Annotated in this window: 1 protein-coding gene; it reads left to right on the plus strand. The window is 58.8% G+C overall.

What is annotated here, in order from left to right; all coding sequences use genetic code 11:
* Positions 1-21: 21 nt before the first annotated feature.
* Complete coding sequence (locus M0P74_02240) at positions 22-25575, plus strand: LEPR-XLL domain-containing protein (GenBank protein ID MCK9362412.1); 25554 nt, start codon at positions 22-24, stop codon at positions 25573-25575.
* Positions 25576-25696: the final 121 nt, after the last annotated feature.

The following is a 25696-nucleotide window of genomic DNA, read 5'->3' on the forward strand; positions in this document are numbered from 1 at the left end:
TTACTTCAACGAGGTGTAACCATGTGGAGTTTTGGCGGCAGCAAAAAGGCCTCGGGGAAGCAGGCAAAGCAAGTTCGCCGGACGCGCCCCTTGCAATGGGAGGAATTGGAACCGCGGCTTCTTCTTTCCGCGGATGTTCCGCTGCCCGTCGGCGAAATCAGTGATGCAAACATATCAAACACAATTGCACCGGCAAGCTATACCCGTCTCCTGGAGACTGTCTCGGTGAGTGGCGGTCCCGGGGATAGTGCCGTTGTCGTGGATTTTAATGCCCGGACAATTGTTCTGGATAGTGAAGCGCCCCGGAATTTCGCGCCAGGCGATCTTCTGAATCTCAGCGGTAACGGCGGGGCAGATGTACTGATCATCAAGGGCACGGACAGCGTGCTGGGAGTCGGTGGCGACGATGTCATCATCGTATCTCAAAACATCATTGATGTTAACGATACAGAAGTGAATTTTTCTGCCTTTGAAACCATCCGGATCGATGCCCGCGGCGGGAATGATTCCCTGACGTTTACAGGTGATTTGAATGCCGGCGGTGGCGTCGATGTCAAAGCCGAAGATATTGTCATCAATGAATCGGTGACTGTCTCCACCCGTCAGGTCGATGCAGGAGCGGATATCATGACTGCATCATCGAGCGGCGATTCCGGCAACATCACCTTTACTGGCGAAAACATTGCCATGAAACCGGGATCACGTCTGCTTTCCCATGTTGAAGAGGGAAGTGAGTATGTGGCCGGCTGCATCACACTTTCCGTATCACAACTGGCGGGAACAGGCGCACTGGATTTATTGGCGGATATCGACAGTTCCACGGTGGGAATAACACTCGATCATGCTACTGTCAAAGGTGGAATTGTCTCAATCACCGCAGAGGCGGACCACTCCAGAATTATCGAAGCATTCGCAGCGGGCGCCCCCCTTGTTGATACCCTTGTTCAGACCGGGATTGATTTCCTGGAAACATTCTCCCTGTGGGGGGGAGTGGCCATATCCGGCACGGATGCTTCCATCTTGATCAAAGAGGGCAGTTCCATAACTGCCGATGCATTATCCGCGATTGCCAAGGCGACGTCCAACGCCTCCACAACGCCCATCGGCCTGGAACTGGGGGTGGCGATCGCGATTGCCAATACCAAAGCCCAGGTCATCGTGGAAGGCGACATTATCACTGCCGGGGATGCCTACATCCGCTCCGGGGCCGACAGCACCCTCAACGCAACGGCGGACTCCAGCGCTGTCTTCAAAGGAGCCGCGGCCGCTGTGGCCGTGACTGTGTTGAACTCCGATTCGCAGGCCCACATCACAGAGACGGCAAACCTGAATATCGGGGGGAACCTGACTGTCAGGGCCGATACCGTTGATCGGAATGTGACGCTTGCGCGCTCCACAACAGGGCAGGATGGTCTTGTGGGTATTGCGGTCGCAATCTCCGATGAATCCGGAGAGACCAGCGCCTTTGTGGACGGCAATGTCCAGGCAACAAGTAACATCACTATCGAGGCCTTGCAGAAGAAAGAGGCCATTGAAGCCTCCCGAATGCTCAGTCTTGTCCCGTCTTTTAAAACCGGGGTCAATGCCACGGCCGGCGTCAATACCGATTCCACCGGAAACCTGCTCGACGATACCCAGGGCGCCCTGCTTAACCCTTTCAAGGAAAAGCTGAAAAATATTATTTTACACAAAACATCGAAGCCCCTCTCGGGCAAGGTAAGCCCCATCGAACTCGGTTCGGCCGTGGCCGTGGTGAATGATGCAAACAATGTCACCGCAAGGATCGGCAACGGCGAGGCCGATTCCACAGAGAAAGTGACATCCCGGGGAGCCATTGCGGTTCATGCCGCTGTCGAGAACCGGCCGGATGTGACGGCTGGCTCCGCCATCCATGACGTTGATGAGATCAAATTGGCCGGCACGACCTATCTGGCCGGCTCCGCCGCAGTGGCCATCGGCGCTTACCGCAACAAAGCCGACGCCCATATAAGTGCCTGCGCACATGTCGATGCCGAACAGACCTTGACGGTCAAGTCCGAAGTGCTCAACGATTACGAGTGGACCTATGGCGTGAATCTGATCACTCCCTGGACCGAGGGGCCCGATTACACCAGGGCTGATGGAACTGTGACAATTGAATCCGGCGATATCGTCGAAGTGCAATCGGATGATCCCCTCGGCGCTGAAGCTGGATGGTACCGATACGTGGGATTGACGCCGGGGGCGGATGTGAACCTGGGCCAGGCGGATTTTTCCAGCGAGGCCAACTGGGAATCCCTTGGGGTTTATATCGTTGATGGCGAGGGAGGCGCCCGGGCCGGTTCCTTCATACGCAACCTGACCACCTACCTGGACGACAACTTGGGGCTGGACAACAACGTGGCGGATTCCTGGAGTCAGAGCACTGCCGACGGGGCGGAGATCAGCTTCGCCGGTTCTGTGACTGTCCTGAATCTGGAGCATGTGAGCCGTGCATATATAGGGGAAAATGCGAATATCAACCAGGATGAAGCCTTAAGGGCGAAAACGCAGGACGTTACGGTTCATGCCAAAAGTATCAACGAGGCCGTTCATTTCATAGGCAATATCAGCCTTCTTGGCATCCCCGGCCTGAAAAAAGGCGATTCACCCAGAAGCTACAGTCTTGATCCGAACACTCCCGGCGCCGGGACAGAGGGTGGCAAGGCATCCGTGGGCGCGTCTGCCATGATCATCGACTACAATAATGATGCATCGGCCAGGATTTATGACGGCGTGATTCTTTACGCGGAGCGTCTTGAGGTGGACGCCGACAACCAGGTACTGGGAATATCCATTGCCGCTTCGGGAGGGAAAGCCGGCAATTTTGGGGCAAACGGCGTTTACGCCATGACCAGCGTGGACAATATTACCCTTGCCCAGATCGGTGCAGGGGCCGACGTGACGGTTCGTGATGGCGGAATGATCGTAAATGCCACGGATACGACGCATATCGTCAACATCGCCGGCGGCGTGACCGCTTCGGGAAGCGTCGGGCTCGGGGCTGCCCTTGCCGTAAGCGATATCTCCCGGGATACCCGGGCTCTGCTCGGCAGCCGGGAGATCCTCCTGGGGGGCAACGAGTTTTCTCCCGCCAGCGGGGTCGATGCCCGGGGCGATATTCACCTGGAATATGATCACGGTTTCACCGATGGCCAGGCCGTGATTTATAACAGCAACGGCGGGAACGACATCGGCGGTCTGACCTCCGGCGGCATTTATTTTGCCGATGTAATCGACAACCAGACTATCCGGCTGGCCGCAACCGCCGAAGATGCCATCAGCGGCACATCCCCGCTTGCCCTGGAACCAGGCGCTGCCTCAGGAAGTTCCCATACCCTGGGGGTGGGATTCGATCCGACCGCCGCACTGGATGCCGATGAAAACAGCATCAACCTGGGCTATCCGCATGGCTTTGTCACCGGCCAGGCTGTGGTTTACAGCAACGGAGGCGGAACCAGTTTTGGCGGGCTGACCGATGGTGAGACATATTATGCCGTCGTCGTGGATACCACCACCATCCAACTGGCAAAGACCCGGGAACAGGCGCTTGCAGCGACGCCGACAGTGATGGATATCGATGACGCCGCGTCCATTGGAAACGACCACCGCCTGGTCAGTCAACTTGCCTTGGATCAGAATGCGGAGGTGGATGAAAACACCGATACGATCCGTTTCGCGGCCCCTCACGGTCTCTCCGGCGGCCAGGCCGTTGACTACAGCAGCGCAGAAGGAACACCCGTCGGGGGACTGATCAACGGCGAAACCTATTATGCCGTTGTGATCGACGCCAATACCATCCAACTGGCGGCTGCCGAGGACGATGCCGTCGCCGCTCAACCGGTGGTCGTGGATATCACAGGCCAGGTGCCCGCCGGGGAGATCCACGCCCTTTTTGCTGTCTGTTCCTTCGATGTCTTTGCAGACGTCGATGACGGACTCGATACTGTTGATTTCGGATTTGAACACGGCTATGTTGACGGAGATGCCGTCGTCTATGAAAGCGGAACAGGGCCTGTTATTGGCGGTCTGACTTCCGGGGAAACCTATTATGTGATTGTAGTGGATGCCACGACAATCCAATTGGCGCGTACTCTGACCGAGGCGACGTCCGCCGTCCCGGTTCCTGTCGCCCTGGAAGCTTCGGTGGCCATCGGCTCTTCCCATACTCTGGGCGCCGGCATTCGGGCCGTTCCCCTGGTGGACGGAACAACCGCCACGATCGATTTTGACCGCTCCCACGGATTCACTACGGGAGAAGCGGTTTCCTACGACAACGGCGGCGGCAGCAGCATCGGAGGTCTGGTACATGGACAGACCTATTATGTGGTGGTGGTCGATTCGACCGCCATTCAACTGGCCGGCAGCCGGAATGACGCCCTCGCCGAAACGCCGATCATCATCGCTCTGGATCCATCGGCAGCCACCGGAACGGATCACCGTTTTTCCGAACCTCTCGATGCCGGCGGCGCTCTGAAGACCCCGGGTCCAATCCAGGTAGGAGCTTCCAGCTCCGGATGGATTATTTCTTCCTCCCTGGCAGGCGTCTTTCCGAAAGGAGAAGGGAAGGATAGCTCCGATTCCGAGGAAGCGCCCGGCGGAGGCGGGAAATTTGGCCTGAATGTTTCCGGGGCCGTTTCCTGGAATGAAATAGCCGATATCACCGAGGCCGGTGCACGGGGGGTGAACATCACCGGAGACTCATCGGTCGATCTGTCAGCGCAAAACAATTCCGCTGTTTTTGCCGTTGCCGGTTCCGTGACCATCGCCACCCAAAACGCCTCCCTGGCCATGGGGGGCGCCCTGGCAATCAACCGCATCGATCTTTCGACCCGATCGCTGATTGACCACAGCGCCGTTGACATTTCAGGAAGCCTGACATTGGCCGCTGACAATGCAGGACAGATCTGGAGCTTTACCGGGGGCGGGGCCGGTTCCACCAAGGCCATCGGCTTGGCCGGATCGGTCTCCTGCAATGAGGTAGCCAGCGAAACCACCGCCTATCTCGGCGGCGATTCCTCCATAGATACCGGCATGACAGGAGATGTGACGATTTCAGCAAGGGACAGCGCCTCCGTCATTGGCGCAGCCGGAGCATTGGCGTGGGGGGGGAAGATCGGCATCGGCTCCTCGGTCAGTCTGAACCGCACCGAAAATACCGTCCAGGCCGCTGTGGAAAACGCCGACATCAATGCCGGCGGCGACCTGACGCTTTTTGCACTCAGTGACAGCAACATCTTTTCCTTCGCGGCGGCCATCGGCGGCAGCAAATCCTGGTTGGCAGCAGCGGTTGCCTGGTCGCAGAACCAGATTGCCAATCAGACCTCCTCCTCTATCAAAGGCAAAAAGAGCGCCCAGGGCGTTCGCGCCGAGGGGGAGATTTCGCTCCATGCGTCGGATGATGTGGACATCGAATCTATGGCCGGCGGAATCGGGTTGGCCTATTCCGGTCTCGCAGGGTTTGGGGCCGCCGTTGCAATCAACACGGTTGAAAACCAGGTCAGGGGCACTATCGACGATGCCGTTGTTGTTTCCACAGCCGGGGGGCTGGAACTGGCAGTTGCTGCCGATACAACCATCGAGTCGGCTTCGATCAGCGGCACAGGCGCCAAAAAATTTGCCCTTGGCGGGTCATTTTCTCAAAACAGGACCGGTGACAAGGTTTCTGTGAGTATTTCCGGTCATTCGCAGGTCAACACCGCCGGGACAGTCACGTTGACGGCCACGGACACTTCCACGACAGATGCCCTGGCCATGGGTATTTCAGCTTCCGGACTGGCGGCGGGGAATGTGGCCATTGCGGGCAATATCACTGCCAACACGCTGAAAAGTTCTATCGAAGAATCGCACGTTACAACCGCTGCCGCCGTCGTCCTGGACGCTGAATCAACGGCCATTATCCGCATGGCATCGGTCGGAATCTCCGGATCCAAAAAAATTGCGGGTCAGGTCTCGGTAATCGGCAATGTCATTGCCAACAGCTCCGAAACAGAGATCAGCGGCTCTACCGTCGTCGCGACGGGAGGCGTTACCCTTTTTGCGTCGGACATCGCTCCGAGCATCATTCCGGACTGGATCATGCCGGATGACTGGTCCGCTGCCATCAGTTCTGCCCTGGAAGATTCGCCTGTCGATCCTGACGGCAATATCTTCGCTCTGATGATCAGTGTGGCGGGTTCGGGGCAAATCGCCGCAGATGTTTCGGTCATGGGCAATGTCATTTCTAACAACGTTCTGGCGAGGATCATGGATTCCCATATCCGGGCGGGGGTGAATGAGTCTGGAAATATCCTTCACCCGGATGCGGATGTGACGCTGGATTCTCTCTCCGATGCTCGAATCGCCGCGGTAACGGCAGGTTTGGCTGCCTCGAGAAAAGCGGCCCTGGATGCCACACTCTACGGCAATGTGATCGCCAACGCGGTGGAGGCTTCGATCTCCGGGTCTTCGGAAGTCTCTGCCGGTGGTCTGGTGGCTCTTCGTGCCCGGGACAATTCGGATGTTGATTCCCTGGGTCTCAGCATTGCCGCTTCAGGCGGCGCGGCAGGAGCCATTCTGGCCGCTGCCAATGTGATAGACAACAGCATCGCGGCGAGCATCTCTGAGTCCACCGTGGTCAGCGGTTCTGATCTGTCGCTGGCGGCGCTATCCGACGCGGGCATCATGGCCTTTGCCGGAGGAGTGGCCGCTTCAAGCAAGGCCGCGGGGCTTTTGTCGTTAACGGCCAACACCATTGCCAATACCATTGCGGCGACCATTACAGGCGCCGGGAACCCTTATCACATAGATGCCAGCGGGGACGTCACGTTGACAGCTACCGACACCTCCGTCATCAACACGCTTTCCTTCGGTGTTGCCGCCTCTGTCGGCTCTATCGGCGCCGGCGGCGCGGCGCTTTCCGCCGGTCTTGTAACAAACAGCAGCCGGGCGGCAATTGCTGGAAGCGCCGTGAAAACGGAAGGCAACCTGTCGCTTGCGGCTGAATCATCAGCCATGATCAGTAACGTGTCCGTAGGCGTCTCCGTGACAGCAGGCACTGCGGCCGTCAATCTGAGTGTCCTCGGTAATGTTGTTGCAAACAGTACGGAAACCGAGATAGACAATTCGCAAATAACGGCAACAGGCGGTGTTTCTCTTTCCGCTGCGGAAATTGCCCCCAGCGCCATTCCCGACTGGCTTATCCCGGAATCATGGTCAGAGAGCGTAAGCGATGTATTGGATGATTCCCCTCTCGATCCCGATGGCAATATCTTTGCCTTGAGGATCGGCGCCGCGGCGGCGGAGAAGGTTGCCGTTGACGCGACGGTGATAGGCAATGTGGTCACCAACCGTGTGGCTTCCGAGATCATCGCCGGCAATGTATCGGCGGGTGCGGATCTCATTCTGGAAGCGCTTTCCGATGCCCGGATCGCAACCATCACCATGGGTGTATCGGCGGCGGGTAAGGCGGCAGTGGATGCCACCGTGTTCGGCAATGTTATCACCAATACTGTTGAAGCGGCCTTGATTGACGGGGCAAAAATCTCCGTCGGCGGGCGAGTGGGCTTGAAGGCCGCGGACAAGTCGGAAATCAATGCCCTGGGGCTCGGCCTTGCCGGTTCGGGTGGCGTATCGGTGGCCATTGTGGTAGCCGCCAATGTTGTCGTGAATGACATTACGGCCCATATGTCGGGCGTGCAGGCAGAGAGTGTCTCCGGTGTAACACTGGAGAGCCTTTCGGAAAGCGAAATCTGGGCGTTGACCGTCACCGGCGCGGCGGCTGTGGGCGCCGGGAATCAGGCGGCTGCCGGATCAGGATCAGCTTCCTACAATACGGTTCAAAACACGATTGAGGCCTGTATCGCCGATAACAGCAACATCGACGTTGACGGCGGCGGGGTCATGCTTTCAGCAGAGGACAACAGCGATCTTTTGACTGTGGCCGGCGCTGTCAGCCTGACGGTGGCCACTCAAGGGGGCGGTACGGCAGGGGGGGCGCTGGCCGTCACAACGATTCATAATCAGGTGAGATCCTCGATCAGCGATTCCCGTGTAAACGCTGTCGGCGATTTTGATCTTGCGGCCATCTCCGACGCGCTCATCGGGACACTGACCCTGGCGGGCGCGGGCGCCGGCTCCTTCGGCGCGGATGGAGGGCTTGCCCTCTCTGTTGCCGGGGCGGGCGCCTATAACAAGATCGGCAACACCATAGAGGCATTGATCCAGCGCAGTCCGGTCGCTGTGACAAACGGCCGGGTCAAGTTAACCTCCGAAGACAAAACAGAGATGATTGCCAATGCCGGCGCCCTGGGCCTGTCCGGCTCCATTGGTACGGGGGGCGGCACTGCCGGTACAATAGGCGCCTCTGTCGCCGTGAACGAAATTGAAAATGTCGTTCGTTCCTGTGTCTCTGCTTCCGATTTGAACACGGCCGGCTCGGCTCAGGGCCTGCCGGTCACCCTGGATCTTGCCGATTCCGGCGCCATCTACGATCTTATCGAGTTCGGCTTCGATCACGGTTTTCAGACCGGTGATGCCGTGGTCTATGACAACGGTGGCAATACCGGCATCGACGGCCTTGGAGACGGCGTAACCTACTATGTGATCCTTCATGATTCTACCTCGATAAAACTCGCATCCACGAGGGAAAAGGCTCTTGCGAACGAAGCGGACGTGGATATCAGACTGCCCGATATCGAGGGAGACAACTTCACCCCGGGGGCGGACAATTTCAGATTTCTGAACCGGCTCGATGCCGTAACAGTTACTGCCGAAGAGGCAGGCTCCGTCGTCGATTTCGGGAAAGAGCATGCCCTGCAGACCGGTGAAGCCGTGGTTTATGACAACGGCGGCGGCACTGATATCAGCGGCCTTGTCAATGGTGCGACCTATTATGTCATAGTCATGGATAAAACCTCAATCAAGCTGGCCACCACCGGGGAGAAAGCCCTTGCCGGAGATTCTGACCTCGTTATCGGGACACCCTCCGGAAACGACAGCCTGGTCAAGACATATCTGATAGACAACATAAGCAGTAAAATCAATTTCGGCGCCGGTCACGGCCTGACGAAAGGCGATGCGGTCGTCTATGACAACCGGGGAAATGAGAGTGTCGCCGGGTTGGTCGAGGGACAGACCTATTACGTCATCGTCGATGACGCCTCCACCATCCGGCTGGCCACCACCAGGGCGCAGGCCCTTTCAAAAGATGCCGATGTCAATTTTGAAACTCCCGCTTCCCCGGCAAGCCACAGTTTTATCAAGACCGATATGATTGATATTTCTGCTAATTCCGAGGATGTCATCTGGGCGCTGACCGTTGCCGGGGCCGGGGGCGTGGCCGCCGGCGGAGGCGGCGTCATTGCCTTTTCCGGGGTCGGTTCGTTTTCCTACAATGACATCAACAATACGACGGAAGCCTTTATTGACGGCGGCAGTTCGATTACAACAGACAGCGGCGGCGTCAAGCTGGCGACAACGGACGATTCCCTGATCATCGCCAATGCCGGCGCTGTAAGCCTGGCCTTTGCCATCGGCATTGGCACTTCAACAGCAGGCACGGTCGGCGCCTCGGTTGCGATCAATGAAATCGGCAATGAAATCCGCTCCTATATTGATGGTTCCACCGTCGTCACTGCGGGCGATGTGGATTTAACGTCCGTTTCCAATGCGACCATCTGGTCCATGACACTGGCCGGGAGCGGAGGGGTGGCCGTTGGTGGAGGCGACACAACCAATATCACCGGCGCAGCTTCCTTTTCCTACAATGCAGTCAATAATATCACAGAGAGCTCTATTGCCAACAATGGCGATGATAGAAGCTCTATTCTGACCACAGCAGGCAGTGTCCGGCTGGTATCGGAAGACAATGCCAAGATTCTGGCCAATGCCGGCGCCTTGAGCCTTGCCGCAGCCGTGGGTGGCGGCAAGGCCATGGCGGTTACCATCGGCGCCTCCCTCGCCTTGAACGAAATCGGCAATGAGGTCCGCTCCCATATTACCGGCAGCGATGTCGATACCGCTGGAGATGTTGACCTTACGGCTACATCCCAGGCGACCATCTGGGCGCTGGCGCTGGCCGGATCCCTCGGACTGGTCGGCGGTGTCGGTCTCACCCTCGAGGCGAGCGGCGCGGGCGCAGGCGCTTACTCTACAGTCGGCAATATGGCTGAAGCCTTCATCGAGGGGGACAGTGTCATTACGGTGAGCAGCGGCGGGGTCCGTTTAACGGCAGATGACGATACCAACATCCTTGCCAATGCCGGTTCCATTACGCTGGCGGCCGCGGGCAGCATTGGCGGAAGCGCGGTTGTCGGTACCTTCGGCGCGTCCATTGCGGTCAATGAAATCGCCAATGAGGTCCGTTCCTTTATCTCCGGCTCCACTGTCAATGTTACAACGGGGGTTGATCTTGCGGCTGCTTCGGACGCGAGCATCTGGGCGCTGACAGTCTCGGGCAGCGCCGGTGGCTCCGGCGCAGGCGTGTGGGCCCTTACCGGCTCAGGCGCCGGATCAAGCTCGTACAACAGCGTCAAAAACACCATAGAGGTGTTTATTGAAGACAGCTCCCAAATCGAGACAACCAGTGGCGAGATCCATCTGAGCGCGCAAGACAAGAGCAAAATCCTTGCCAACGCCGGCGCCGTGAGCATGGCCGTTGCGGCGGGGGGGGCAGGCGTTATCTTCGGCGGAATTACCGGCGGCGGCAGCGGCAGCGGCACCGGCGGCGGCACCGGCGGCGGCGGCGGTACCGGCGGGGGCGGCAGCTCGGGTACGGTCGGGGTTGTCGGCTACGGCGTCGGGGCGATTGTCGGATGGATCGTTGGAGGACTTGGCGGTTCTGCCACCGGCGGCGGCGTGGGAGGCGCCAGTGGAGGGGCGGGCGGCAGCGGCAGCGGCAGCGCCGCCGGCAGCGGCGGTGGTGGAGGCGGGGCCTCTGTTTCGGTCGGTGCGTCCGTGGCGGTGAATGAAATCGCCAATGAGGTTCGTTCCTATATCAAAGATTCAACTGTTGCAACATCAGGGGCGATCGATCTTTCAGCGGAAGCGACGTCGAGCATCTGGGCGCTGACCCTGGCCGGATCCCTTGGCGCTGCCGGAGGATTCGGAGCCGGGTTTACCTTTGCGGGCGCCGGCGTCTATTCCCACAACAAGGTTGACAATACGATAGAAAGCTCCATTGATGGCGGCGCAGTGAATTCTTCCAGTGGGGAGGTGACTTTAAGAGCCTGGGATCATTCCGCCATTATCGCCAACGGCGGGGCCGCCAGTATCACGGCAGCCGGCGGGGCTCTGTCTGCAACGGCATCCGTTGGCGCTTCAGTCGCTGAGAACCACATCGCAAATGAAGTGCGGGCTTATATCTCCGGCGCAGCGGTTACTGCCGGCGGAACGATCGTCCTGGATGCGAAAGAAGAAGCGTCTATCTGGGCGCTCACCCTGGTCGGAACTCTCTCGGGCGCCCCTGGAATCATCAGCGTCAGCGCAACAGCCGCCGGAGCGGTGGCTGTCAACACAATCGGCAATACCGTTGAGGCCTGTATCACTGACGGGGCCCAGGTCAACGCCGGAATTGCAGACGTCTCCATCCAGGCCTCCGACAATGCCTCCATCACCGCCAATGCAGTTGCCGGAAGCGTCGCCGTTACCGTTGCCGTTGCGGGCGGCACTGCCGCGGCCGCAGCGGCCGTTGCCGAGAACAAAATTAGCAGTGAAGTTCAGGCATATACGGATGCTGTCACCCTGGAGCTCGCTGGCGGTCTGATCATTTCCGCGACTTCAACCGCGAGCATTGAAGCCATGTCCATCGCGGCTTCAGTGTCGGCATCCCTGTCCATTGCCAGTATCAATTTCACCGGCGGCGGCGCCAGCGCCAACAATACCATCGCCAATACCCTCAGCGCCTTTATCGGCGATGGCAGTTCGGTAACCGCGGACGGATCGATACGGGTTTCAGCGCTCGATCAACCGACCATTTCTTCGGACGTGGGGTCCGGAGCCTTATCCTTCGGCACGGCCGGGGCTTCCGTAGGCATTTCGCTTGCCGACAATTCCATCGGCAATACAGTCCAGGCCTTCATAGGCAATGCTGCGGTCACTTCCAAGAACGGCGCCATTCAAATCAGCGCAAATTCTCCCTCATCCATGGATGCCCTGGCCGTGGCCACCTCCGTGGCCGTTTCCCTGAGTCCGGCCGGCATTGCCGGCGCCGGGGCGAGTGCGAATACCGCGCTTACATCCGAAATCGAAGCATACGCCGGCGCCGGCGCGACGCTGAAGGCCGCCACGGATATTGACATTACAGCCATTTCCAACAACAGTTTGGCCAAAGTCGGTACATACGGCATCGCTGTCTCCAACGTTGCGGCGGTGGGAGTCAGCCTGGCAAATATCAACGTCGCCGGCAAAACTCTGTCCCATATGGATGGCACGGTTCTCGATGCCGATAATCTCAGCCTTAAAGCCCGTTTTGAAAGCAATGCCCAGGCGGATGCCGTGGCCCTGTCCGGGGGTATTCTGGCCGGCACCGGCGCCGATGCCGAAGTGGCTATCTCCCCGACGATTGGAGCCTGGCTGGGAAGCGGCAATGTCAGCGTTTCTGAAAACGTCACCCTCGTCTCGGAATCTCTGGCCAATGCGGACGCCGATTCAGTTGGCGTATCCATCGGGGCCCTGGATGTGGGCGTCTCCCTCGCGAAGGCTACGGTTACACCGGATATCAACACTTCCATTGCCGGTGGAATGGTGGCCGCAGGCCAGGGGATCACCCTGACGTCGCGGCACAACCTGGATGAAAACGGCGATCTCCGGGATATGAAGGCCTCTGCCCATGCCACCGCGCCGAGCGGGGCGCTCCTCGGCAGCGGTGCAGGTGCGGATGCAACGGCGGATGCCTCGGCGGTGCTCCATACCTTTGTGGATACAACGGCAACCCTTACTGCCGGCGGCGATATCAAAGTCGAATCCCTGTCAAATAACGAAGCGGTTGCCAAATCAGAGGGCATCGCCGCTTCCCTGGGGTTGTCTGTGGGTGCGAGCCTGGCCAACGCCAAGGCAGGCGGCACGACCAGGGCCTTAATGAATGGCGCCATCACTGCTGCAGCGGGTACGGGCGCCGGCGCCGATCATCTGATCATCACGGCAGAGGAGTTTACGAACGCCAATGCCCGGGCTCTCGCTGTGGCCGGCGGCCTTGTTGCATCCGGGGCCGGGGCCGACGCCAGGGCCACGGCATCCCCGACGGTTGAGGCATCTGTTGGAGACGGTTCCCATGTGACCGTAACCGGTGCGGTACACATCAGCGCAACCGCGACTCCCCACGCCGACGCCAAGGCCACAGGCGTCAGTGTCTCCGGGGGGATCGGAATCGGGGCCTCGGTCTCCGCGGCGGAGGTTTCCCCTCTGATTGTCACTTCGGTCGGAAGCGGGGCAATGATTGCGGCCCATGACCTCTTGGTGACTGCCCGGCAGGAACTTGTCGGAGAAGATCCATCCGCCAGGGCGGACGCTGTTGCCTCCGGCGGCGGTATGTTACTGGGTGTCAACGCCACAATCAGCAACACGACCAGCCGGGCGGAAGTTTCCAGCTTTGCTGAAGACAACAGTTCGCTTCTGATCTCGGGCACTGCCCAGATCAAGGCTGTCGGTGCGGACAAACTGGAAGCCCTGGCGACCGGCGTGGCAGTGGGAGTGCTTGCGGCGGGCGCCAATGCGGCCACCGCCGACTCGGCCACCACCACCCGTGCCTCTATCGGAGACAACGTTCTGATGACCGGAACAAGCCTGATCCTTGCCGCGGACGGAACGGATGACAACTTTGCAAGGAGCGTGGCCGGCAGCGGCGGCGTGGTTTCCGGAAACGCCGCCGTAGCCCGAACCATCAATAGTAACACCACCGAGGTGTCCATAGGCGGCGGCACGGCCGACCGGAAAATTGCCGCTGACACGGTCCAGATCGACGCCCGGCACACCGCAGGTTTCAATGCGCAGACGGACAGCATCTCCGCCGGCATTGTCGGAGCCAGCGGCGCGGTGGCCGACAACCAGGTGGATGCGGATGTGTCGGTAACGATCGGCGCCGATGCTATGATCGATACCCGGGGACTGATCATCAATGCCCTCAACACCATCGACAAGGACTGGCTCGATGACTACAACGTTTCGGCCGGAAGCGGCGGCGTATTCGACGGGGCGGCGGCGCTGAGCACGACGGAGATCGCAGATACCACGACCATTCAGGTGGGCGACGGCGCCTGCCTGCAGGTGAGCGGAGACCGATCGACACCGGGGCAATTTCTCCTGAAAGCTGTCAGCAACATCATTGCCCGCGACAAAACCCGTCTGGATGCCGGCGGCGCCATCGCCGTGGCCGGCGCCGGTTCAGTGATCGAGAACAAAACCCATCTGGTCGCAATCCAGGTTGGGGCGTCCGAACTGGCCAGCGTGGGAGACCTGAGCCTGTCTGCCTATTCCACTGTTGACATTGAAGCCCAGGCCAATGCCAAGACATACGGGGTGGCCGGGTCGGCCGAGGGTTTTTCTAAGGCCAGTACCGATGCTCTTCACACGATCCAGGTTCAAAACGGAGCGGTCATCCGCGCCGACGGCGACATCAGCCTTCGCGCCGGGAGCGACCCCGAAGGCCAGATGAACAACTTTGCGGTTGCCGCCTATACCGACCTGTGGAACAAAACACTGATCCCCATGAACACGAATCCGGTGGCAGACGGCGTCATCCACCAGCAGAACCGGATTACCATCGAAAACGGGGCTTGGCTCGGCAGCGCCGGCGATACATGTCTGTTTGCAGAAAAAGGCACATTTGACGCAGACGGGGTCGGTACCGGCAAAGACCTGTACCGGGAGGCTGGGGAAGGTATGGAAACCATCGGCGTCGATGTTTCGCTGGCCATCTCCGGCGGCAACGGCGGGGTGGAACAAATCACGGCCGATGTCGTCGCTGCCGGCGTCGTCGAAGTGGGCCTCCACAACAACCAGGTGCTGCTGGTCGCGGACACAAAAGACGCGCTTCCCGCCAGTGGCGTGGACGGGCTTTCGGTTGACGATTTGATTGTCGAGACCATCAACGGCAAGGTGTTCGCCCACACCGACGGGATGGAATTTTCCATCGAGACCGGAAGCGATCTGCTCCAGGCTATCGACGTGCGGATTTCCGAGTGTCGCTCCCTGATCGCCACCTACCGGGGGACCGAGGCCGAGGCAAGGTTCAAAAGCGAATTGGAGATTTTGGAGCTTTTGCGGAGCGATCTTGCCTCCGGAACCACGGAGGCCGACTTTATCAACGTGGCCGACACCGAGGCCCGGTCGGCCGATATCACCATCCGGGGTGACTCGATCAGCGGTCAGGCCACGGGCCGCCTGGTGGCGCCGGGAGATGCCCGGATCGTGATCCGCAATGCCACCGCCTATTACCTGAGAACCGGTCGGCTGCTGATTCCCGAGTACGAGGGCGGCAATATCCGGTTTAATTACCGGCCGCTGAACGATGCAGAACGGGCCGGCTTTGACCAGGTACTGGATGCCGCGGTGTCGGGTCCGCCGGAGATCATCGTGGAGAACACGGCCGGAATGCCGAACATCGAGATCACCGAAGATATCCGGAACCTTAATGGCCGCGTATCGGTATCCACCGGGGGCAGCATCTACATCTGGTCTTCCCTGGACAAGCTCGATGCCGGAGTTGCCATCGAGGCCGATTCCATCGAAATGACCGCAGGAGAGGATTTCATACAGGCCACAGTCCCCCTTTTCAGCCATGTCAGCGGCCTGCCGAGGGGATCCTGGGAGGGCGTGACCCGGATCACCGAAGCGCTGAAAACCGACTGCACCGTCACCGAGGTCAACGGCAAGCCCGAGGTGAACTGGACTAATTACTTGCTTGTCAACGCCAAGAAATCGATCGAAAACTCCATCAACCAGATGGATGGCAGCTCAACCACGTCCCTGATCGCCGGCAATCGCATCTTTATCGGGGCCGTGCACCTGAACATCAACGGCACAATCCAGAGTGGCCTCCAGGACAAGTTCGTCACGCTTCCGGGCCCCGGCAGCCTCGAAGGCGACAATCTGGAGAGACAGATCCAGGGATACGACCGGGAATATCATCAGAAAATCGCCGCGGGCCAGGTCAACGCCGACCCCATGTATCTTCTGGTTCTTGCGGATGCCAACAGCAATATCGGCAACTCTGTTTACTACAACGCCGGGGAAGACCGGATCGAGGTCAGGGACATCGGCATTCAGGGCGGCTCTATCCAGATCTTCGGAGACATCATGAGTACCGGTTCGGGGCGGCTCAATGCCCTGGACGGGTTCGGGCGCATCCGGATTGAGAACCGGACATCGCATGATCTGCTGGTCAACCATCTGGACGCTGGTTCGGGGATCGAAGGAGAGATCCGGATCCTGGATACGGCCGGAGAAGCCACGCGCACCACGGTCTATCGGCGGCTGGGAGATGACATCGTCGTCAGCGACGGCAGCGGCAGCACAATCGATACGCTGGAGGGGACCTCGACTGCCAGCTATGAACCGCTGGCTGGGCTAAGGTACCGATGGGTGACCGGCCAGTCTAAAACCATCATCGAGGTTCGGAAACACTCGGAAAAATCCCTGAGCCTGTTTGGCGCCGATCTCAATTGGCTGATGAGTGAAAGCACTGACTGGAGCGATAAATTCCAATTCTACACCGACCAGGTTCCCCTCATGCAGGGCGAGTACTATGTGGAACAGGCGTCGGCCGCCGACTTCATCTACCATTATGGCTTCCAGGAGAAGATTGAAGCCAACTGGACCCTGGTTCCCCAGAACGAGCTGGGCCCGATCGACGCCAGCATCACGGGATACGATTTCAAGGACCACAACCCCTACACCCATGACGACACATACTGGGAATGGGAGGACCACGGGTGGGATACATTTCTGGGCCACGTCAAGTTCTTGGTCTATGTGCCGATCCACGAGTCCTCTGCCGAACTGGTGTTTGAACAAAAAACCAAGGATATCCACACCCACACCATCGCTGCAGACAAGACCATCGGCATCGAATTCTCCGGCTATGACAGCGGCCGGATCGATGTCATCTCTTCCAAGGATCTGCTTTTGGCCGGTTCGATCCGCAATGACAGCGGGACCACCACCCTGCTGGCTCAGGGCGCCATCGAACAGCCGGCCTCCGGGGAGCTGCCGGTGATTCGCGGCACGAATCTGCTCTTCTACGCCGGGAACGGCATCGGAAATGACAACCCGGTGCGGATTCGCCTTGACGGGGGTGTCGTCACTGCCCAGACCGCGTCGGGAGACATCCGGCTGGAAGATATTACAGGCGACCTGACGTTTGGACAGATCACGATTCCCCATTTCGACCCCTTTGCCGGTCCTGGAAAAATCTTTTCCTTTGTCCCTGCCAAGGCTGTTGACAGTTCGGTCTTCACCATCGAACTGGAGGAGGCCCATGGCCTTCGGACCGGCGATACGGTGACTTACAGCAGCGCAGAAGGAAGGGCCATAGGGGGGCTCACCGGCGGCGACGCCTACCGGGTTCTGGTTGTCAATCCCACGACCGTCATGCTGGCGCCCCAATCGGCAGATCCGGCCGTGCTGAAGGCGGCCGCAGAGCAATTGAAAACCGAGGGGATTTCGGCAGTACAGAAGCTTGTCATCCATCTTGACCACTCCTTGGCTACCGGAGTCAACCACCGGCTGATGGCAGGCGTCGGCCAGCCCGGGGGAATAGAGGTCGATCTGGCTGGCACGGCGGGCATCGCGGACGGCATCATCGATCTGGGTCAGCCCCACGGTTTTTACACCGGTCAGGCCATTGTTTACACCCGGCTGACCGGCGATCCCGTTTCCGGGCTCCAGGATGGCGGCACGTATTATGTCTATGTCGTGGACGAAAACCGGATACGGCTGGCCGAATCACGCGATGCGCTGGTAAGCTATCTTCCCGTTCTGCTCGATCTGGACGGAGGCGTTGCCACCGGGTTCGATCACCGGTTCGACCCGGTGGACGGAGGAACCACTGTGGCGATCAATCCATTCACCGTCACGGCCCGAACGGCGCTCTCTCCCCTCCCCGGCGTCGGGTATGTGGACTACCTTGCAGACCGGATCGAGCTCGGATACGCGCACGGGCTGACCACGGGAACAGAGGTCGCCTATGTTCAGGGAAACGCTCCGATAACTGGCCTCATCGACGGGCAGAACTGTTTTGTCATCGCCAGGGACAAAACAGCGTTACAACTCGCCCTGACCGAGAACGATGCGTTGAACAACCGCTGGATCGATCTTAGAGACAGCGAAGGAAAGAATGGGCGCTATTTTTCCTTTTGGGGCATCACCATTTTAATACCGGGAAGCAATATTGACAAGGCGGTTCAGCCCCAACTGATGGTCGAGAAATCCACTGAGAAGGCGTCCTTTGCCTTCGACCCGGTGACGGCGATCGGGGAGTACCAGTCCGCAATCCATTTTTCGCAAGCCCATCTGCTGACCGACGGGGAAGCGTTGGTTTACCACTGCACCGGTGACGGAGATCCTATCGACAACCTGGTGGACGGGGGCACCTATGTTGTGAAGGTGTTGGATGCGACCACCATCAAGCTGAAAAACGATCTCGATCAGGTCGTCTCCATAGGGGTTCCGACAAACCCTGCCGGAACCCACACCTTTACCAGGAACGCCGATCTGGCGGTCATCCCAGGCAGTCCGAATCCGCTGTTTACGACCTTCGATCCTTCGGCTGGTGCGCTCGAGATAGACGGCGGCGCCGTGGATATCACGAAGGATTGCCTGAACGCGACCGGGCACGGGTTCGCCAGCGGCGAGGTCGTGCTGTACCGGAAAGCCAGCGCCGGAACAGCCATTGGCGGCCTGACCGACGGGGGTTATTACACGATCGACCAGGCCGATGCCGGTTCCTTCAAACTCTCCGACGGGGCCACAATCATCGACCTGACATCCGGCGGATCGGGCAACCACACATTTTATTCTGCTATCCGTCTTTCAGTGGGGGCCGACAGTGCCCTTGCGGTGGGAGATGCGGTGCAATACCAACTCACGGGGGCAGCCGGCGCGACGATTGCTCCGATCGGCGGGCTTAAGGTCGGCAACATCTATTTCGTCATCGCCGCCAGTCAGAACACCGTCCAGCTTGCGGATACCTCCGGCGGAGATCCGATCCTGCTGGATGTCTCCGGCACGACCCCCGGGGACGTTCACCAGTTCATCCGGCAGGGGAGCGGCCTGGCGAGTTTCGACCCCTTTGCCGGAGTCCTGGCCCTGGAGGTGTCGCAAAACTCTCTCCTTTTCGATCCTTCCCGGCAGACTGCGGACGGACTGATCGTCCTGGATCATCCCTTTGTCGAGGGGCAGCAGGTCGTCTATGAGAGCCGCTACCGCCCCATCGGCGGTTTGCAGGATACAGCCACCTATGTCGTGGATATGGTTGCCACAAATACCATTCGCCTGAAATCCACGCCGGCGGGAGATCCCATTTTGCTGGATTTCGATGCCGCCACCGGGACCGGACACAGCCTGAGCAAAAACAGCACCCCGCTCGACCTGGATTTTTCGCTGCGAGATACCTGTGTTGTGATGAATACGGAACATGGGTTTGTTGACGGTCAGCAGGTCATTTACGAAAACGATGCGGGCGCCGTGAGTGAGCCCTATTATGTCCGTCTCATCGATGCCCGGACTCTGCAGTTGAGCTCCCAGGACGGGGGGGAGCCGATCCGACTGGACTTTGCAATGTTGACAGGCGCCGGCCACCGACTTACACCCGTTGCAGGAGGAACGCCGGTTGCGTTCGATCCGTCAACCCAGGGAGAGTATGTTGTTTTTGCCGAAAGCCATTTGCTTGACGACAACGACACGGTGGCATACAGCACCCCGACGGCAGCGCCTGTCGGCGGCTTGACTGACGGCGGAATCTACACTGTGGCAGCAACCGGGAAGACTTCCCTGCAGTTGAAGGACGCCGACGGCAATCTCGTCGCTCTTGACTACACTGTTGCGAGCGGCGCCTGCCACATCCTTCGATCACTGACCGCCATTGTCGGCGCATATGGCTTTGTAGAAGGCCAGGAGGTCGTCTATCATCAGATGGATTCTGCCGGAGTGTTCGACAGCGGATCCTCCGGACCATTAGGACTGTACCCGGGAGAAACTTACACGATCAAGCGGATTGATGCCGAATCGTTTTCCCTCACTGACGCCAACGGCGCCCTGGTTGCACTCGATGTCGATCCGACTCCGGCCGGTCAGGAGTTTCAGTGCAGCCTTTCCTCCAAATACCGTATCGATTTGGGACAGCGGCATTCCTATGCCATCGGAGAGGAGATACAGTTTGTTTCCGACAGCGGCACGGCGGTTGATGGACTCACCGCCTCCGGCGCCTACTTTGTCTCGGCCATAGACGAGACGGGGATTTCTCTTTCCGAAACCCCGGGAGGCGATCCGATGAGAACCGATGTCGTTGCCGAGTTCGCGCTTCTCGGGCAGCAGAGCAATCGGCTCGATACGAATTACGGTCTGATTTCCTTAAACCGGATCGATCTGGGCAGGGCGCATGGGCTTCATACCGGCGATGAGGTGGTTTACAAAAGCGGCGGCGACAACATCGGACTCCAGGACGGCCAGACGTATTTTGTGGAAGCGATCGATGCGACTACGGTGCGGCTGTTCACTTCCACGGGGGATTCGGTCAGTATCGACTGGAGCGCCTATTCCGGAAGCGAACAGCATTTCAACTATACCGTGGAAATGACCGTAGAGCCGGCGACAGCGATCGACAACCGGCAGCAGACCATATCGCTGGACGTTCCCCATGGGATGAAGAACGGGGACAAGGTGATCTACCACAGCGGGGGCGCCGCTATCGGCGGCCTGATGGACGGAGGTATCTACTACGTGGATGTGGTAACCCCGACGACCCTGAAGCTTGCCGAGTCACTTGATGGCATTTCCTCGGGATCATATATCCTGCTTGATCCCAATGTGGCTTCCGGCGACGGCCATCGGCTGGGCGTTCTGGAATCCGGGGCGGTGAAGACCGCTGCCGACAGCGTCAGCGGCAACGCCATCAAGCTGGAGGCTGCCCATGGTCTGGTAACTGGTCAGGAGGTGATTTACCACAGCGGCGTGGGAAATGCCATCGGCGGCCTGACCGATGGCGCCTCCTATTTTGTCGTGGTGGCAGATCCGACCACCTTCAAACTTGCCCAGAACCAGACTGACATCTTTTTCGAGAACCCGGATATCCTCATCACCGGCTCCTCCACTTCGGGGAGCTGCCGGTTCGTGCCGGTACAGGTTCCGACCGGGGCACTGGGCGATATTGAACTGGTTGCCCAGGGAAGCATCCTGCCCCAAGACAGTGCCTCTGTCCTCCAGGGTGGGCTGGTGAAACTGACCGCCAACGGGACAATCGGAAACGAAAATCTGATCCTGCGGCTCAATACGGCGGAATCTTCTGAAAGCGGCCTTTCCGTTCTTGCCGGGGGAGATGTTTTTATCGAGGAGATGAGCGGTCATTTGAACCTGATTTCGGCACAATCGTTGGGCGGAGATGCACAGATCCAGGTGGCGGACGGGGTTCTGCGGGATTCCAATCGTGAATCAGAGCGTGACGTCAGGGCCATTGAGGAGCTGGCCCAACTCTGGGACGACATGAACCTGACAGGAGCCGCCGCCGAGGCTAGCGCCCAGCAAACCGCCGCTGCCTATGCTGCTCTCCGGGAACGGGAGTATCACACTTACTGGCGATGGCGCAGCCAGCAGGACGACCCGTCCGTTTTTGATCCGGATTTTCAGGTCAAACTGTCCGATATCGAGGCCGAAAACTACCGGCAGCAACTGGGTTGGGACGACACGGCGATCGCCAATATCGAAACCCAGCGGAGCGACGAATACCGGACCCTGCACGAGATCTACGGAGCGCTGGGCGATATCTACAACCCGGATTGGAGATATGATGCGAGCGCTGCGGTATTCGATCTCTCGCTCGACCCGGTAACAGCAGTTAACGGGCCAGAAGATGTCATCAATTTGGAGACGCATATCTTAAGCACAGGCCAAGGGGTGGTTTATCGGACCGGCAGCGGGACCCCCATCGACGGTCTGGTGGACGGAAAACTCTATTTCGTCGTCCGGGTCGATTCAGAGCATATCCAGTTGGCTGCATCCCGCGCCGATGCCCATGCCGATGCCCCTCTGGTTATCAATATCGATGCGTCGGACGTCTCCGGAACACACCGTTTCTGCGAGTTGGAAGCTCTTCAACAGGGATCCGCCTGGAGTGAGGAGCAGCTTCTCCACTCCGTAGGCGCCGGGTGGCTCAAAAAGACGACCGACACCGTCACTCGCATCGAATCGTCCAATGTGCAGGCCGATCGTATCACCCTGGTAGCTTCCGAAGGGATCGGGGCCGATCTGGCGCCGATTGTCATTGATCTTTCCAGTGGCATGCTCGATCTTACAGAAGAACAGAAGGTCGCCCTGGTTGCCGCAGAGCGGAGGGATATGACTTTCATCGACGCCGATCGGGATATCATCTCGTTCGGATCGGCCCATAATCTCCAGACCGGTGACGCCGCCTCCTTCCCGGGAACATGGCGTCTGGCCAATGTGGATGGACTGACCGAAGGGCAGCCCTACTACGCCGTGGCGGTGGACCCCTTTACCCTGCAACTGACCGAAAGCGTCGCGGATGCCCTGGCCGGGACCGGGATCGTCGATCTGACCCGCAGTGAGACCCGCATTTTCTCCCATGAGGATCTTAACCTGCAGGCGACGGGAACCATCGATATTATCTCCGGATCCCATATTTATCTGGGGTCTGAAAGCGATCTATCTCTGGAGCGGATCCAGGCCGGCAGCACAATCAGCATCAAGGGCGGCCAAGGGATCACCAGCGCAGCGGTTGCCGGGCAGACCGTAATCACCGGTGGCGATCTGACCCTCGAGGCCGCCGGAGGATCCATTGGGGCCGCGGACCATTCTTTGCTACTGGCTCTGTCTGCCGGCGCCCGGCTGACGGCACGTGCCGAGGAATCAATTTATCTCACAGCTTCCGGGGATCTTCCTGTCGATACCGTTTATGTCCGACAGGATGCGGCGCTTGTTGCTTCCGGCGGGATTTTCGATGCCGATTGCACCGATCTTGCGAACATCAGCGCTGGTGATCTGTATCTCTCGTCAGGCACCGGCATCGGCTTGGCGGACAACTTTCTGGAGGTCGATCTTGATCCTGCCGGCAGGCTGAAGATTGCGGCAGGACAGGATGTGTTCATACGCGAGCTGTTCGGCGACATGAATCTGGAGCGGGTCACCGCCGGCGGAGATGTTCATTTGACCGCGGACGTATCAATCCTGGGACAGCCCGGGGATGTCCAGGCCGATATTTCAGGTAACAGCCTCGTGCTCCAGGCGCTTCTGGGTGGTATCGGGGCGCCGGGGGACGATCTGGAGATCGATTCGGCCGTTTCGGCGCCGGGCGCACTGACCGCTTTTAGCCAGACAAATTCCTGCCTGCTGGAAACGGCGGGGGATTTGTCGTTAAGGGAAACTTCCAGCGTCCTCGGGACGATATTTATCGCGGGCTCGGGCCGGATTCTCAACGGAAATCCCGACGGGGACAATGTCACGGGGGGAGCGACCCACCTGTTTGCCGTTTCTGACATCGGCGCCGACGGCAATCCCCTCCGTACTGCCGTAGGCAATCTGGAAGGCACTTCTGAAACAGGAAGGGTGTGGCTCCATAACACCGGTTATCTGACTGTAGGAGGCGTCACCGCTGATGATGGAATCAAGGCGGCCGGGAAAGTGACCATCAGTGCGTCAAGCCCCGTGACCGTGGCGGAAAACATTCAGGCGCCCTCCATCACAATCACTTCTTTTGATGATGATAACGATGGTCCCGGTCAGGCGGACGATCTGGTTGTCGTGACCGGGGTAACACTGGATGCCGTGTCCGGATCGGTTATCCTGCGGGCCGGGGATAATCTGACCATCCAGGAGGGCGCCGTTCTCAATGCATCCGATATGATCGAGCTGCATGTGGACTATGGAAATGCCGATCCGGACAGGGGGGGAATCCTGTACCTTGAAGGGGAACTGAACGCCGATTCGGCTGAGATTTACGGCGATGAGGGTGACGACATTATAGATGCATCCCATGTCACGGGGGATGCTGAACTTGTTCTGATAGGGGGCGCGGGGAAGGACACTCTTACTGGAGGGACAGGTCATGACTTCATCTTCGGGGACAATGCCATTGTTGTCCGGGATGAAAATGATGACATACAAAGGATCGATTCCCGAGATACAGATATGGGGAGTAATGATATTCTTCAGGGTCATGGCGGCGACGACGTTCTTGTGGGCGGTTATGGCGCCGACGTAATAGAGAGTGGCAATGGGAATGATATTGTCATAGGCGATAACGGCGCCCTTCTGTTCGGTTCGGACGGTTCCCTGAACCTTATCTTTAGTATCTCTCCCACGCTTGGAGCTGCGGATATCATCGTGGCCGGCAACGGAAACAACGTTCTCATCGGCGGCACGGGCGGGGACAGCATGATAAGCGGCTCGGGAAAAGACGTTCTTGTCGGTGACGGGGGGGCAGTCGCACTGTCTGCGGAAGGGTTATGCTATGTTGAAACCATAGATAATTTTATCGGCGGAAGCGATTTTATCGATGGCGGTCCCAACGAAGACATCATGTTCGGTGGCGCCGGCAAGAATACCTTTGTAGGAACACTGGCCGACGATATTATGGTGGGATCCTACGGAAGAGTCACCTTCCAGGACGGCAGAGTTATTGCACTGATAACACTCGACGCGAATGACATCCTGACGTATGCAATGGCGGATCTGTTGAGTGGGAAAAATGCCCGGAACGAAACGGGATATGGGCATGTTGACGAAGAAGGCGGTGAGGTATGGGAGTCCGATCATCGGGCAGAAAGGGTGCAATACGCAACATTTTTTCCCGAAAAACAAGGATATGAAAGTCCTGGAACGGGCGGTGTTCTTCAGTTCGATTCTCTGGGCAGAAAAACGCCGGGGGCGCTCTCGTCAACGAACAGTCATCACGGCGAATACCTATCCGTTCAGAAACCTGCCTTCGGCAGGATAACGGAGGGTGAAGCGACAGGCGCCACCGGTGACGCGGCGGGCAGCGACAAGGAACCCCATTCGGCAGAGGGGACTCCGGATGGTCAGCCCCCGCAGGAAATCCCGATTACTGACGGGCAGCCTTCCGGCGGGGCCTCTTCCGGCAGTCAGCCGTCCAAAACCATTCCGGTGGAGGAGCAAAAAAATGATCGACCGTCCCGACCGAATGGGCCCGGGGGCGAAAATCAGTCAAAAGACCCTCGAACGCTCAATACCGCTACAGGAGCGGCGCTGGCTGGTCTGATGGGTTGGAAGGTCATCTCCGGAGGAGCCCCGGACAAGGGCGGAATCGTGGATGCAAAATCGTTCCAACGGCTGGCTCTGGAAAAGGAAGACAAAAGATACAGAAGATGGAAGAACGCGGCATCCTGGAAATAGTGTCTCCGAACTATTCCTTATTCGCCGTTCCGATGACTGTGTTTTATTTTTTCAGTGTTCAGCGGAGGATTATCGATCGGGGAAAAGGGCGGACTGTAAGGAGCAGAACCCGCCCTTGCTT

This window comes from Syntrophales bacterium, assembly GCA_023229765.1.
Classification (GTDB): Bacteria; Desulfobacterota; Syntrophia; order Syntrophales; family UBA5619; genus DYTH01.

Excerpts from the sequence above, each read along its gene's own strand:
- M0P74_02240 (MCK9362412.1), top strand. The coding sequence starts at position 22 with ATGTGGAGTTTTGGCGGCAGCAAAAAGGCCTCGGGGAAGCAGGCAAAG.